This is a genomic window from Marinobacter sp. (assembly GCF_033722735.1).
In the GTDB taxonomy this organism is placed as follows: Bacteria; Pseudomonadota; Gammaproteobacteria; order Pseudomonadales; family Oleiphilaceae; genus Marinobacter.
This window is the reverse complement of the sequence record NZ_JAWVYN010000004.1, coordinates 97,023-110,603: the sequence shown is the minus strand read 5'-3', so window position 1 is coordinate 110,603 and position 13,581 is coordinate 97,023. Positions and strand designations below refer to the sequence as shown.

The window sequence follows — 13,581 nt, the reverse complement described above, 5'->3', positions numbered from 1 at the left end:
GTCCTACTGGGGTGTTGTCATCGAATAACCGTTGAACTACAGGTTAGCTGTTTGGCGGTGTCGAGGTCACCCGGTGGTATCCCAGGGCCGTGGCGCCGGCCAGCAGGCCACCAGCCGCACCCAACTGATGGGCGGACACGATCACCGGGCCGCCAATGGCGGCGCTGACCCCCGGGGTGGCGCCGCCGACGTGCTCGAGGAACAGCTTGGCGGCCACCAGCGTGAGGATGGCCAGGCTCCAGACCGGCGTTTCCGTGATACGTAGCACCGACCCGTAGACAACCAGGCCGTGAAGGCAGCCGGAGAAACCCCGGTACCAGACCAGCTCCGGGGTGAGCCAGTACAGTCCGGCGCTGACCACCAGGGCAATCATCAGCAGGGCCAGGCTGGCGGCCAGCCGGTGGCCGGTTTGCGGGTAAAGTAGGGCGACCACCGTCAGACCGCCCAGGTTCAGGCCAAGGTGGGTGAGGTTCAGGTGGGTCCAGTGGCCGGTGATCGACCGCCACAGCTCACCCTCAGCCAGGGCGGGGCGGGACCATTGCAACAGGTCCGCCGGTAGGGCGGCTGCAAGAGCCAGTGACAACGCCACCCCCCAGTACCAGATGTCGACCGGTGCACGGTTTCTGTTTGCGGTGTCACTCATAAATACACTCTTTAACGCAATCTGTCTGGAGTGGGCCTGCCGTGTGCGGTATTGGTGCCCATGTTAATCGAAATTCTACTGGAGTGGTTGTACATGCCTGGTTTCGTTGTACGCGCGGTGCTTGCGTGTTTTATGTTGGGTGTCGCGTGGATGGGCCCGGCCCATGGGAAGGAATCAACGACGCTGGCCGTCTGGGTGGGGGGCTACGAATACCAGGCGGAGATTACCCCCAATACCCGGCTGAATGGTTCCATGGGCGATCATGCCAACCTGGTTCGGGAAGCTCATTACCAGGGGTACATTCCGGAGGATACTGACAGTTGGGTCCGGGTGAGCCGCGGGGACGACGGCTGGACCGGGATGGCGTTCCTCCACGGCCAGCTCCACATGCTGGACGGTCAGGCCACCTCCAATCAGGTGGCGGTCATGAGTTTCAGCCACGACGAGATGCCCACCTGTGGGGCCGACCACGTGCACAGCGAGTACACCATCACCACCGAATCCATGGCCAGCGCCATGATGGTGGAGCAGATCAGCGCCAACTTCGACACCCTGTGCGCCGATACAGTCAATGGCGACTGCCTGATGATGGAGTTGGAACTGGCGTTTGACCTGGCCTTCCAGAACGATTATCCGGACGACTTCCAGGACCGGGCCGTCAGTATCCTGAACATGGTGGAAGGCTTCTACCAGAACCAGTTCGGCATCGTCTTCGACGCCCTGTCGGTGGAGTTTCTGGACAGCGAACTGTTCACCACTTCCACGGATTCCGGCACCCTGCTGAGCGATATCCAGGACAAGCTCCAGAACGACCAGGTGCCGTTTATCCAGAACGACCAGGCCATCTTTCATTTGATCAGCGGCCGGGATTTCGACGGTTCCGTGGCGGGTCTGGCCTATGTGGGTACGACCTGCAACGGTAACGGCTATGCCTCGGGCATTACCAACACCCTGAGTTCAGACTCACTCACTGCAATCGTGGTGGCCCACGAAATTGGTCACAACCTCGGTGCCCAGCATGACGACCCCAACACCAATGGTTGCAGCAGCGGTTACATCATGGCGCCCTATGTGGATGCCGACGCCAGCACCTTTTCCTCCTGCTCTGAAACCTACATCAAGGACACCATCAGCGCCCTGTCGTCGGTGGAGCAGTGCTTCAATTTTCCCGCCGACATCGGCCTGAGTGCGTCGTTGAGCAACGCCACCGAGGTTAACCACAATCAGTCGTTCCAGGCCTATTTCGACGTGCACTATGACCAGGCCTACGCGGCGGCGGATCGCTTTGCCCTGTCGGGCTCCGTCCCGGCTAATGAGGGGCAGTTACAATCGGTGAGCGTGGACGGCCAGCCCTGTACCGTGAACGGCGAGGGCACCGCGTACGATTGCGGCGAAGTGGCCTCTCCGACCGACGGCATGCAGGTGAGTGTCCAGGCCGTGGGTACCGGGACCCAGTTCAATCTTTCCCAAGCCGTTAATCTGATCAGCGATTCGGGAGAGGTAAAGGATGTGGTTGCCGGCAATGACGCGTTGGTCACCAGCTTCGAGGTGATTTCCAAGGCTCCCAGCGAGCTAACCGTCGCCCTGGAGAATCAGCACTTGCGACTGACCTGGGTGGACAACACCGCCGATGAAACGGGCTTTCGGGTCGAGCGCAAACGGACCGGCGAATCCAGCTTCAGCGAGCTGACCTCAGCGCTGGCGGCGGACAGCGAAACCTACCTGGACACCACGGTGGAAGCGAACGTCATCTACACCTACCGGGTGCTGCCGATAGGGGGTGAGTGGGACGGAGCGCCCAGCAACACCGTGGATGGCGTCTACTACACCCAGCCTGCCACACCGGACAATCTGGCCGCCGTGGTCGAAGACGACGCCGTTCGTCTGAGCTGGCACGACCTGGCCGACAACGAGACCCACTACCTGGTGGAGCGGCTGCGCACCGGCAGCGAGGAGTGGCTCGAGCTCAACTCGCTGGTCGCCGGCAGTGAAAGTTTCCTCGATACCACCGTCGTCGCCGAGCAGGAATACCAGTACCGGGTGTTCGCCGCCAATACCCTGCTTTCTGAGGCGAGCAACGTGGTGGCAGCCGAGGTGGCGTTGCCCGAAGAGAGCACCCAGGATGGCGAAGACTCTGGCAGCCAGGCCCATGGCCGGAGTGGCGAAGACGATTCCTCCGGTGGGGGCGGTGGCGCAGTGGGATGGGCCTGGGCACTGGTGCTGTGCCTCGCCCTGTTCCGCCGTTATTCCGGGAGGGTTGCCCCATGACGCCGATCTGGAAATGGCTGGTGTGCATGACCTTTGCTGGCCTGCTGGGATGCAGCGGAGCCCTGTCCTCGGCCACTGGCGGTCGTGAGGCAAAACCGCCAGCCGGCCTGGAGGAAGCCATGGCCCTGTGGGCCGCCAGTGGCATCGAGAACTACCAGATCACCGTTCAGCAGAGCTGCTTCTGTCTGCGGGAATTCACCCAGCCTTTGCGGGTCACCGTGTATGGGGACCAAGTGGCGAACGTCACCGGGCTGGAACAACCCCTGAGCCAGCGCGAGCAGTTGGACACCTCGCGACTGACTGTAGCGGGCCTGTTCGCTTTTATTGGCGATGCCCAGCGCCGGGACGTGGAACGGCTCGAGGTGCGTTACCATCCGGACCTAGGCTATCCCGTCGAGATCGCCTACGATGGTCATGCCATGATTGCGGACGACGAATGGCATGTCAGCCTGTCGGAGCTGACCCCGGAGTAAACCACGACTTCCAGACCCTGACCGCTTCTTGTCATACTGACGTCACCTACCGGGGGTAGGGTGATGCATTTTGTCATGGTCGGGAAACAGAAAATGGAAGACCGGGTAAACGGGGAAGGTTCTGCGCCGCTCTATTTGCGGGTACGGGATCGTTTGGCCAACCAGATCCAGGACGGGCTCTTGCCCCCCAACACCCGCTTGCCCTCCGAGCGTATCCTGGCGGAAGAACATGGCACTACCCGGGTGACGACCCGGCTGGCCCTGGCGCAACTGGAAGCCGAAGGCCGCATCTACCGTTCCAACCGTCGTGGTTGGTTCGTGTCACCGCCCCGCCTCGTCTACAACCCCACCCGGGATTACAGCTTCTCCGACAACGTCTCCGCCCAGGGGCGGGTACCGGTGACGGAAACCCTGCGAGTAACCCCCACCGAGGTCGATGCCTGGCTGGCGACCATGACCGGTCTGGCCATTGGTGATCCCATCGTCCGGCTGCGCCGCCGGCGGCAGATCGATGGCCGTCCGGTGATGGTGGAAAACATCTACCTCAACCCCAAACGCCTGCCCGGTATCGACACTTTCGATTTCAACCGGTCCCTATGGAAGCTGCTGCGGGAACACTACAGCGTCGAGCTGGAACGCAAGCAGATCGAGATGTTCCCCACGGCACTGGTGGATCCCCAGGCCGAAGCACTGGGCGTCACTGCCGGTACCGCAGGCCTCTATGTGACTCGGTGCTGCCGGGATGCGCAAGACTGCTTTGTGGAGCTCGATGAAGAGTTCTGGTTGCACGACACCCTGAGTATCCAGGTATCGGTGGGTTGAGCTCGTCGGACCGGCTCGCTCCGATCTCTCTTGCAGCATGTTATCAGGCAAGGGCCGGCTTTGGGGCGTCAGGTGGGGATACCTTGCGCAGCAGGGACCGGGAAGTCCCGGTAGCTTTGCAGGTACAGGACGTACCTTCAAAGCGGCGAAGCAAGGTATCCCCACCTCATGCCATGCGCCAAGGTTTCCGACTCTCACTCCTAACACTCAGCGTTCAACTGTCACAACAAGGTCATTAAACCGTCACACTGCCCCGTCATTCTGGTCTATACCAGATGAGCGGCGCACCAGACGACGGAGACCCCCAATGAGTTCGAACGATCCCTATCTGCTAACCCCCGGACCCCTGACCACCAGCGCCACCGTCAAGCAGGCCATGCTTCATGACTGGGGCTCCTGGGACGGCGACTTTAACGCCATGACGGCGGGTGTGTGTGAGCGCTTACTAAAAGTTGCTGGCGGCGAAGACAGTCACGTCTGCATACCCATGCAGGGCAGTGGCACCTTTGTGGTGGAAGCCACCCTGGGGACGGTGATTCGTCCCAGCAGCCGAACCCTGGTGCTGATGAACGGCGCTTACGGCCAGCGTATTGGCAAGATCCTCACTACCCTGGGCCGACCCTACCTCGCCATCGACAAGGGGGACTACCGCCCGCCCCGTGGCAGCGAAGTGGCGGAGGCGCTGGCAGCCAATCCGGATATTGAACAGGTGGTGGTGGTTCACTGTGAAACCAGCTCCGGCATCCTCAATCCCATTGAGGAGATTGCAGCGGTCTGCAGCAAGGCCGGCCGCCGCCTGATCATCGACAGCATGAGCGCCTTTGGTGCCCTGCCGGTGAACGTCGCCCAATTGCCGTGTGCGGCCCTGGTGTCTTCCGCCAACAAGTGCTTTGAAGGTGTGCCCGGTTTCAGCTTTGCCATCGTCGATCGCGAGCTGCTGACGGCGTCTGCCGGTCAGTGCCACAGCCTGTCCCTGGATCTGCACGACCAGTGGCAATACCTGGAAAAGACCGGACAGTGGCGTTACACCCCGCCCACCCATGTGGTGGCCGCCTTTCTTCAGGCCATGAATGAGCACGAGATCGAGGGCGGAGTCGCCGGCCGCCTGGCCCGCTACACCCGCAACCGGGACCGGCTGGTGGCGGGCTTGAGGGACCTTGGTTTCCAGACCCTGCTGGTGGACGAGTGGCTGTCGCCCATTATCACCACCTTCCTGTCGCCGGACAGTCCGGCCTTTGAGTTCCGGCGTTTCTACGACGCCATTAAACAGCGGGGGTTTGTGATCTACCCCGGCAAGCTCACCATTGCGGACAGCTTTCGTGTGGGCTGTATTGGCCAGCTCCATGATGCGCAGATTGATGCGGTCATCGAGGCGGTGGCGGATGCCTGCCTGGAGCTGGGCCTGACCCTGCCGGTACCGGCCCCCGCCGACGCTCCCGATAACCTTCGAACAGCCTGATTCCGGAAAGGAGAACAACATGTACAGCTACACCCGTCGTTACACGGGGCCGCTGCAGGCGGTCATCATGGACCTGGCCGGCACCTGCGTGGATTTCGGTTCGCTGGCGCCAATACGGGCCTTCCTCGATTTGTTTGAGGCCGAAGGCATTGAGCTGACCGAGGCCGAAGCCCGCGAGCCCATGGGCACCGAGAAACGCGAGCACATCCGCCGCCTGCTGGCGATGCCGCGCATCCGCAGCCAGTGGCAGACCCGGTTCAGTCAGTTGCCCGACGATGACGACATCGACCGTCTCTATCGGGCGTTCCTGCCCCTGCAAACCCGTGCCATCGTCGAACGCGCCGCCCTGATTCCCGGAGCACTGGAGCTGCAGGCGCTGCTGCAGGAGAGAGGGATCGCACTGGGCGTGAACACCGGCTACAGCCGGGAGATGGTGGAGGTGATGTTGCCCCACCTCAAGGAGCAGGGCTTTGATCCCCGGAGTGTCGTGGTGGCCACGGAAGTACCCCAGGGCCGTCCGGCGCCCCACATGAGTCTGAAAAATGCCATCGAGCTGGGGGTCTCCACGGTGCAGGCCTGCGTAAAAGTGGACGACACCGCCACCGGTATTGAAGAAGGGCTGAACGCGGGGATGTGGACGGTGGCGGTGGTGGCTTCCGGGAACGCTGTTGGGCTCAGTGAGCCGCATCTGGAGGCCCTGGACAAGGCGGAACGGGCGCAGCGGATCGCGCAGGGATATCGCGCCATGGCGCCCTCCGGCGCGCATTATCTGATTGATACGATTGCTGATTTGCCGGATGTGCTGGCGGAAATCAATCGTCGGCTGGCGACCGGGGAGCGACCCTGAGGCGGCTCCATACAAACGTCACGACGTTGTCACGTTCTTGCAATCAAATACCCCTAATGTGGTGCTGACAACTGGTATAGACCAAGGAAAACCAACTCGTCCCACTTGCAGAGCTGTGAAAGGAGATCTCCATGAAACTGATGAACAAAGCGCTTGCCCTGACCACCCTGGCTGCCGCCATGAGCGCCAGCGCCCAGACCGAACTGACCGTCTACACCGCCGTGGAGGCGGAGGACCTGCAGAAGTACGCCGAGCGTTTCAACCAAGACCATCCGGACATCAAGATCAACTGGGTGCGTGATTCCACCGGCGTGATCACCGCCCGTTTGTTGGCCGAGAAGGAGAATCCCCAGGCAGACGTGGTCTGGGGCCTGGCCGGCACCAGCCTGTTGCTGCTGAAGAATGAAGACATGCTGATGCCCTATGCACCGGAAGGTCTGGAGGCACTCTCTCCGAAGTTCCGTGATAGCGACGAGACGCCGTCCTGGGTGGGCATGGACGCCTGGATGGCGGCCATCTGTGTCAACACCGTGGAGGCCGAGAAGAACGAGCTGCCGATGCCCGGCAGCTGGCAGGATCTGACCAATCCGGTGTACCAGGGCCACGTGGTTATGCCGAACCCGAACTCTTCCGGAACCGGTTTCCTGGACGTGTCCGCCTGGTTGCAGATGATGGGCGAGGACGATGGCTGGAACTTCATGGACGGCCTGCACCAGAACATCAGCCGCTACACTCACTCCGGGTCCAAGCCCTGCAAGATGGCGGCTTCCGGTGAGACGCCGATCGGGGTGTCGTTTGCGTTCCGTGGCGCCCGCCTGAAGGAGCAGGGTGCCCCGTTGGAGCTGGTGTTCCCGGAAGAAGGTCTGGGGTGGGAAGTGGAGGCCACCGCCATCGTGAACGGCACGGACAAGCTGGATGCCGCGCAGACCCTGGTGGACTGGTCGATCACCCGCCAGGCGATGGAGATGTACAACGAGGGCTACGCCATCGTTGGCATGCCGGGCGTGGCCCAGCCGATCCAGCACTTTCCGGCCAATGCCGAGGAGCTGATCATCGACAACGACTTTGGCTGGGCGGCCAGCAACCGGGAGGCCATCCTGGCCGAGTGGGCGCGTCGGTACGACACCAAGTCTGAGGCTGAGTGATTCGAGCCTTAGCTCGCTAGCCTGAAAGGCCGTGCCAGTGGCCGATGGGCTCTTCCTTCGCCGCCCCTCAAGGTACGTCCATGTACCTGTCGGGGCACCGCGGCGAGTCCGGCCAGCAATCACAGATTGCTGTCGTTCGGCGGCACATGAAGCTGCGCTTCAAAAAGCGTTTGCCTCACCCATGGCGCTGCTACGGAAGAGCCACCATCGGCCACCGTTGGATTTCTAGATATATCAAATTACTTACGCGGTGAGGTTTTTACCATGACCCAACAAACCCAGGGAAGTCGCCTGGAAATCCAGGGAGTTCACAAGAATTTCGGCGATTTTACTGCCCTCAAGGATATCAATCTCACCATTGAGCCCGGTGAGCTGGTGTGCTTTCTCGGGCCGTCCGGGTGTGGCAAAACCACCTTGCTGCGGATCATTGCCGGGCTGGAGCAGCAGAGCGCTGGCCAGCTGTTCCAGGGCAGTGACGACATTTCCCACAAGCCGCCCAAGGATCGGGATTTCGGCATTGTGTTCCAGTCCTACGCCCTGTTCCCCAACATGACAGTGACCGACAACATTGCCTACGGCCTGCGCAGCATTGGTATGGCAAAGGCGCGGATCAAGGCGCGGGTGGCGGAGTTGCTGGCGCTGATTGGGCTGGCGGAGCATGCCAGCAAGTATCCGGCCCAGCTGTCCGGCGGTCAGCAGCAACGGGTGGCCCTGGCCCGGGCCTTGGCTCCGTCGCCGGGGTTACTGCTGCTGGACGAACCGCTGTCGGCGCTGGACGCCAAGGTTCGCCACCACCTGCGCAGCGAGATCCGCTGCCTGCAGAAGCAACTGGGGGTGACCACCATCATGGTGACCCACGACCAGGAAGAAGCCCTGGCCATGGCCGATCGCGTGGTGGTGATGAACGACGGCGTGATCGAGCAGGTGGGCACGCCGCTGGAGATTTACCAACAGCCTGGTTCTGCGTTCGTGGCCGAGTTCATCGGTGCCATGAATTTCATCGACACTGCCCCGGTCAATGGCCGGCGGGTGAAGGTGGGCGACCGGGAGCTGGATCTGGTGCGGCCCTTGCCCGACGCCCAAGGGCGCGTGCGACTGGCGATCCGCCCGGAGGATGTGCACCTGTTGCCGATTGGTGAAGGGGATTGGGAGGGGCAGGTGGAGGCCATGGATTATCTGGGAGCCTTCATCCGTACCCATATTCGTCTGAGCGACGTTGGGCCGGATCTGGTGGTGGATGTCGATCCGCGGTCCGCCCGTCAGCTCGATCTGAGCGTGGGTGCCCGTGTCTGTCTGCACCTCCCATCCGATGCCCTGCACTGTTTCGCAGCCTGACCGGCTGCGAAGTTCCAAATTCTCAAGTTTGACCCTGGTACGTTTTCGTCATGATTGATTCTGCCGCGCTTTCAAGACCCTCAACCCGGACCTGGCCAACCCTGAGCGGGATGCGCCAGCGTCTCGCCGGACGTTGGCTGTTTGCCCTGTTACTGGTGGCCGGTTGTGCGGTTCTGGCGTTGCTGGTGCTGGCGCCGCTGTACGCCCTGTTGTCCAAGAGCGTTGAGAGCAAGGCCGGGGAGTTTGTTGGGCTGGACAATTTCGTCCTCTACCTCAACTCCGGCGGTATCGAATCCGCGTTCTTTAACTCCTTGTGGGTGGCCGGGCTGAGTACGGTCATCGTGGTCGGCCTGGCCTTTATGGCGGCCTGGGCGCTGACCCGCACCCGGCTGCCGCTGACGGGCTGGCTGCGGGGCATCCTGGTACTGCCGATCCTGGCGCCGTCGCTGCTGCCGGCGATCAGTCTGGTGTATCTGTTTGGCAACCAGGGCGTGCTGAAAGAATGGCTGTTCGGAGCCGAGATCTATGGGCCCATCGGCATCATCATGGGGTCCTGCTTCTGGACCTTTCCCCATGCGCTGATGATTCTGCTGACCGCCATGGATAACGCCGATGGTCGCCACTACGAGGCCGCGACGGCGCTCAAAGCCGGTCCCTGGCGGACTTTCTGGACGGTCACCGTGCCGGGTGCCCGCTATGGCCTGGTCAGTGCGGCCTTTGTGGTGTTCACGCTGGTGATCACCGACTTCGGCGTGCCCAAGGTAATTGGCGGTCAATTCGACGTGCTGGCCACAGACATCTACAAGCAGGTCATCGGCCAGCAGCGTTTCGAGATGGGGGCAGTGGTGAGCGTGCTGTTGCTGCTGCCGGCCCTGCTGGCGTTTGGGGCGGACCGTTACGTCCAGCGCAAGCAGTCCGCCAGTTTTACCGCCCGTTCCGTGCCCTACACACCGAACAGGAATCGCAGGCGTGATGCCTTGGGGGCGCTGATGCTGACACCGACGGTGCTGTTTATCTTCGCCATCATCGGCATGGCGGTTTACGCCTCCTTCGTGACGTTCTGGCCCTATAACCTGGACCTGAGCCTCAACAACTATCAGTTCGGCCGTATGGACGGCGGCGGTTGGGGCGCCTACACCAACAGCCTGCAGATGGCCCTGGGAACGATGGTGCTGGGCACGACACTGGTGTTCCTCAATGCCTGGCTGATGGAGCGCACGCCGCAGCCGAAGTTTCTGGCCGGCGCGTTCCAGTTCCTGTCGCTCCTGCCCCTGGCGGTGCCCGGGCTGGTATTGGGGCTGTCGTACATCTTCTTTTTCAATCATCCGGACAATCCGCTGAATGCGATCTACGGCACCCTGCTGATTCTGGTGCTGTGCACGGTTGGCCATTTCTATGCGGTGTCCCATTTGACCGCAGTGACGGCGCTGAAGCAGCTGGACCAGGAGTTTGAGGCGGTGGGGGAGTCCCTCAAGGCCTCCCGTTGGCGGGTTCTGTTTACCGTCACCGTGCCCCTGTGCCTGCCGGCCATTCTCGACGTGGCGCTGTACCTGTTCGTCAATGCCATGACCACGGTGTCGGCGGTAGTGTTCCTGTACAGCTATGACTCCCAGTTGGCCTCGGTGGCGGTGCTGAGCATGGACGAAGCGGGGGATATCGCGCCGGCTGCGGCCATGGCGGTGCTGATAACGGTGACCTGTGCCGGTGCCAAGCTGATCCAGGGCGGTCTGCGGCTTTGGGTCGACCGCTCCACGCGCCCCTGGCGTCAGGGGGTGGTGTGAGCCAACGGTCTGAGCTGCTGGCATGACCCTCTCTGCGGTCCTGATCGTCCTGCTCTCCGCCCTGGCCCATGCCGGCTGGAACCTGTTCGGCAAGAAGGTGAGCCCCAGTGGCGCCTTCTTCTGGTACAGCACGCTGTGGAGCGGCGTACTGACGCTGCCGGTATTGATCGGGACCGCTGACCTTCTTGCCCACCTGGATGCCCGGGTCTGGTTGCTGGTCATCCTGACCGGCTTCTTCCAGGCCACCTACCTGAGTGCGCTGGCAGCCGCCTACCGTCATGGCGAACTGTCCGTGGTCTATCCCCTGGCCCGTTCCTCCCCGTTGTTGATCCTGCTGGTGGGGACGCTGTTCCTGGGCACGGCTGAGCGGATTACCACTGCCGCCGTGGTGGGTATCGTGCTGATCGTGGGTGGTTGTATGGTGCTACCGATGCAGCGATTCCGGGATTTTCGCCTGGCCAACTACCGCAACCTGGCCACTCTGTTTGCGTTGATCGCCGCTGCGAGTACTGCCGGCTATTCCCTGGTGGATGACGCCGCCACCGCGTGGATGCGGAACCTGCTGGCGGGGCTCGCACTGGACGCGGAGGTGGCGCTGGTGTTCGTCATTCTCCAGGCCTGGTCGGCCCTGGCCTGGTTGACCCTGGGGCTGCTGATGCAGGCGAAGGAGCGGGAGCAACTGACGGTGCTGATGGGTAGCTGGCGCAGCACCATGGCGGCGGGAGCGCTGATCCTGGGCACCTATGCCCTGGTGGTTTGGGCCATGGCCTATGCCGAGGATGTCAGCTACGTGGTGGCGTTTCGTCAGATTAGCATTCCCATGGGGGTGGCCCTGGGTTGGTACTTTCTGGGGGAGTCGCTATACCCGCCGAAGGTGCTGGGGGTGGCGATTATACTTGCGGGCTTGTTGTTGGTGGTGCTGGGTTAGGGCAGTGCAGCAGACTACCCGGTTGGCCACCCCGCAGCGGGACAGAATTCAATTCCGTCCCCCTGTCCGGGGATGGATTCGCCGGAAGCCACCGCTACGCAGGTTGGTGCGGGCCAGGTTGAGAAATCGCAGGGTCACATTGCCACCGGGTCATCGATGTACACGGGCCAGTGGCGCTCCCGGGCATAGGCCAGCAGACTCGGATCCGGGTTAACCGCCACCGGGTGGTCCACGTAGTTCAGCAGCGGCAGGTCGTTGTGGGAGTCCGAATAGAACCAAAGCCGTTCTGGCACCGTAGGTTGTGAGGCCAGCCACTGATTCAGGGCCTGTATCTTGCCTTCGCGGAAGGGACGGCATCTGCCAATAGAGCCGGTGAGGGTGCCATTGTGCCACTCGACTTCCACACCAATCCCCTGGTCAATGCCCAGGTGGCGGGCAATCGGGGACACCAGGTGCTCCCCGGTCGCGGAAATGATCAGTACGTCATGGCCCTGGTCTTTATGCCAGGCCACCCGTTCGATTCCCGTGGGCAGGGTGCGGGGTTCGATCACCTCGGTGACAAACTCCGCCACTAACGCTGACAGTTCAGCTCGTCCCCACCCTTTCAGCGGTGCCAGGCTGAACGTCATGTAGTCTTCCAGATCCAGTTCTCCGGCCCGATAGGCGGCCATGAAGGCACGGTCGCGGGTCTCGGTATCGGGGGTGGTATCAATACCCCGGTTGCGGAGAAAGCGGGTAAACAGCTGCGAACTGTCGCCACGAATCAGTGTTTCATCCAGGTCAAAAACGGCAAGCATCGGTCGCTCCTTTGGTATAGACCAGATTTTGGTGCCGCCGTGTTACATGGTTGTGACAGAGTGAACTAGGCTTGTGAATGGACCAACCCACTTCGGCTTGGGTTCAAAGGAACTGACTCGTTTGCTGGCCGTGGTACTCCGTTATGACTGCTTCTGCTGCCCTGATCGTGTTTTTCTCCGCCCTGACCCATGCGGGCCTGAACCTGTTTGGCAAGAAGGTCAGTCCCAGTGGCGCCTTCTTTTGGCACACCACGTTCTGGAGCGCGGTATTGACCCTACCGCTGCTGGTCTGGCTGGCGGACCTGCTGCCCCGACTGGATAGCCAGATCTGGCAACTGGTGATTGTCACCGGCTTGTTCCAGGCGACGTACTTGCGGGCCCTGGCGGCGGCCTATCGACATGGCGAGCTTTCGATCGTGTACCCCCTGGCGCGGTCGTCACCGCTGCTGATCCTGCTGACCGTCGCCCTGCTCCTGGGGCGGACCGAGCACGTCAGCGGATGGCTGGTGCTTGGCCTGGTGCTGATTGTGGCCGGCTGCATCGTGTTGCCGATGCGCGCGTTCCGGGACTTCCATCTCGCCAACTACGGCAACCTGGCCACGCTGTTCTCGTTGCTGGCGGCCGTCAGTACCGCCGGTTACTCCCTCGTGGATGACACCGCGGTCATGCTCATGCGTGACCTGCTGACCGGCGTCGCCCTGGACGTGGAAACGGCGCTGCTGTTCGTCATGCTGCAGGCCTGGTCCGCGCTGATCTGGTTGTCGCTGGGCCTGTTCCTGCAGGCCTCGGAGCGCCGCCTGCTGCTGGAGCTGGCGTGTCACTGGCGCAGCACCATGGTGGGCGGCGCGCTGATTATCGGTACCTACGGGCTGGTGGTCTGGGCCATGGCTTACGTCGAGGACGTCAGCTACATCGTGGCATTCCGCCAGATCAGCATTCCGATGGGGGTGGGGCTGGGCTGGTACTTCCTGGGCGAACGGATGTACGCTCCCAAACTGGTGGGGGTGGGGGCCATCTTGGCGGGGTTGATGCTGCTGGTGCTGGGTTAGGGGGGAACAGATTTCCCGCACAACCTGGCGCCAA

Annotated in this window: 12 protein-coding genes; 10 read left to right on the top strand and 2 right to left on the bottom strand. The window is 62.1% G+C overall.

Going from position 1 to position 13,581, the window contains the following annotated elements:
• Positions 1-43: 43 nt before the first annotated feature.
• The gene (rrtA, locus tag R3175_RS05135) at positions 44-643 is read right to left on the bottom strand and encodes a rhombosortase (protein WP_318942799.1); all 600 of its coding nucleotides are present in this window, start codon (positions 641-643) and stop codon (positions 44-46) included.
• Positions 644-793: 150 nt separating this feature from the next.
• Between rrtA and R3175_RS05130 the strand changes: the two genes are divergently transcribed.
• The 9 genes from R3175_RS05130 to R3175_RS05090 all read left to right on the top strand — a co-directional run bounded on the left by R3175_RS05130 (position 794) and on the right by R3175_RS05090 (position 11,701).
• A complete protein-coding gene (locus R3175_RS05130) occupies positions 794-2,911 on the top strand; it encodes a M12 family metallo-peptidase (protein ID WP_318942798.1) in 2,118 nt (705 codons plus the stop codon).
• A complete protein-coding gene (locus tag R3175_RS05125; protein WP_318942797.1) occupies positions 2,908-3,384 on the top strand; it encodes a DUF6174 domain-containing protein in 477 nt (158 codons plus the stop codon). The genes R3175_RS05130 and R3175_RS05125 overlap by 4 nt, the downstream gene beginning before the upstream one ends.
• Before the next feature lie 93 nt (positions 3,385-3,477).
• On the top strand, positions 3,478-4,206 hold the full coding sequence (locus R3175_RS05120; protein WP_318942796.1) for a UTRA domain-containing protein: 729 nt from the start codon (positions 3,478-3,480) through the stop codon (positions 4,204-4,206).
• A gap of 307 nt (positions 4,207-4,513) precedes the next feature.
• Positions 4,514-5,665, top strand: a complete 1,152-nt coding sequence (locus tag R3175_RS05115) for a 2-aminoethylphosphonate--pyruvate transaminase (RefSeq protein ID WP_318942795.1) — start codon at positions 4,514-4,516, stop codon at positions 5,663-5,665.
• A gap of 19 nt (positions 5,666-5,684) precedes the next feature.
• Complete coding sequence (gene phnX, locus R3175_RS05110) at positions 5,685-6,512, top strand: phosphonoacetaldehyde hydrolase (RefSeq protein ID WP_318942794.1); 828 nt, start codon at positions 5,685-5,687, stop codon at positions 6,510-6,512.
• Between the two features lie 140 nt (positions 6,513-6,652).
• Positions 6,653-7,657, top strand: coding sequence for a putative 2-aminoethylphosphonate ABC transporter substrate-binding protein (locus tag R3175_RS05105; RefSeq protein WP_318942864.1), 1,005 nt, complete (start codon positions 6,653-6,655; stop codon positions 7,655-7,657).
• 264 nt (positions 7,658-7,921) lie between these two features.
• Positions 7,922-8,992 (top strand): putative 2-aminoethylphosphonate ABC transporter ATP-binding protein, encoded by a 1,071-nt coding sequence (locus tag R3175_RS05100; protein WP_318942793.1) that lies wholly within the window; start codon positions 7,922-7,924, stop codon positions 8,990-8,992.
• Positions 8,993-9,042: 50 nt separating this feature from the next.
• Positions 9,043-10,773, top strand: a complete 1,731-nt coding sequence (locus R3175_RS05095) for a putative 2-aminoethylphosphonate ABC transporter permease subunit (protein WP_318942792.1) — start codon at positions 9,043-9,045, stop codon at positions 10,771-10,773.
• A 22-nt stretch (positions 10,774-10,795) separates the two neighbouring features.
• Positions 10,796-11,701 carry an EamA family transporter gene (locus tag R3175_RS05090; protein WP_318942791.1) on the top strand — a complete coding sequence of 302 codons (906 nt, stop codon included), beginning with the start codon at positions 10,796-10,798 and terminating at the stop codon, positions 11,699-11,701.
• 134 nt (positions 11,702-11,835) lie between these two features.
• On the opposite strand, the gene R3175_RS05085 is transcribed toward R3175_RS05090, so the two are convergent.
• Positions 11,836-12,498 (bottom strand): HAD family hydrolase, encoded by a 663-nt coding sequence (locus tag R3175_RS05085; protein WP_318942790.1) that lies wholly within the window; start codon positions 12,496-12,498, stop codon positions 11,836-11,838.
• 143 nt (positions 12,499-12,641) lie between these two features.
• On the opposite strand from R3175_RS05085, the gene R3175_RS05080 reads away from it, so the two are divergent.
• A complete protein-coding gene (locus R3175_RS05080) occupies positions 12,642-13,547 on the top strand; it encodes a DMT family transporter (protein WP_318942789.1) in 906 nt (301 codons plus the stop codon).
• The last annotated feature ends 34 nt before the right edge of the window (positions 13,548-13,581 follow it).

Coding starts and splice junctions, on each gene's coding strand:
- rrtA (WP_318942799.1), bottom strand. CDS start 643: ATGAGTGACACCGCAAACAGAAACCGTGCACCGGTCGACATCTGGTAC.
- R3175_RS05130 (WP_318942798.1), top strand. CDS start 794: ATGGGCCCGGCCCATGGGAAGGAATCAACGACGCTGGCCGTCTGGGTG.
- R3175_RS05125 (WP_318942797.1), top strand. CDS start 2,908: ATGACGCCGATCTGGAAATGGCTGGTGTGCATGACCTTTGCTGGCCTG.
- R3175_RS05120 (WP_318942796.1), top strand. CDS start 3,478: ATGGAAGACCGGGTAAACGGGGAAGGTTCTGCGCCGCTCTATTTGCGG.
- R3175_RS05115 (WP_318942795.1), top strand. CDS start 4,514: ATGAGTTCGAACGATCCCTATCTGCTAACCCCCGGACCCCTGACCACC.
- phnX (WP_318942794.1), top strand. CDS start 5,685: ATGTACAGCTACACCCGTCGTTACACGGGGCCGCTGCAGGCGGTCATC.
- R3175_RS05105 (WP_318942864.1), top strand. CDS start 6,653: ATGAACAAAGCGCTTGCCCTGACCACCCTGGCTGCCGCCATGAGCGCC.
- R3175_RS05100 (WP_318942793.1), top strand. CDS start 7,922: ATGACCCAACAAACCCAGGGAAGTCGCCTGGAAATCCAGGGAGTTCAC.
- R3175_RS05095 (WP_318942792.1), top strand. CDS start 9,043: ATGATTGATTCTGCCGCGCTTTCAAGACCCTCAACCCGGACCTGGCCA.
- R3175_RS05090 (WP_318942791.1), top strand. CDS start 10,796: ATGACCCTCTCTGCGGTCCTGATCGTCCTGCTCTCCGCCCTGGCCCAT.
- R3175_RS05085 (WP_318942790.1), bottom strand. CDS start 12,498: ATGCTTGCCGTTTTTGACCTGGATGAAACACTGATTCGTGGCGACAGT.
- R3175_RS05080 (WP_318942789.1), top strand. CDS start 12,642: ATGACTGCTTCTGCTGCCCTGATCGTGTTTTTCTCCGCCCTGACCCAT.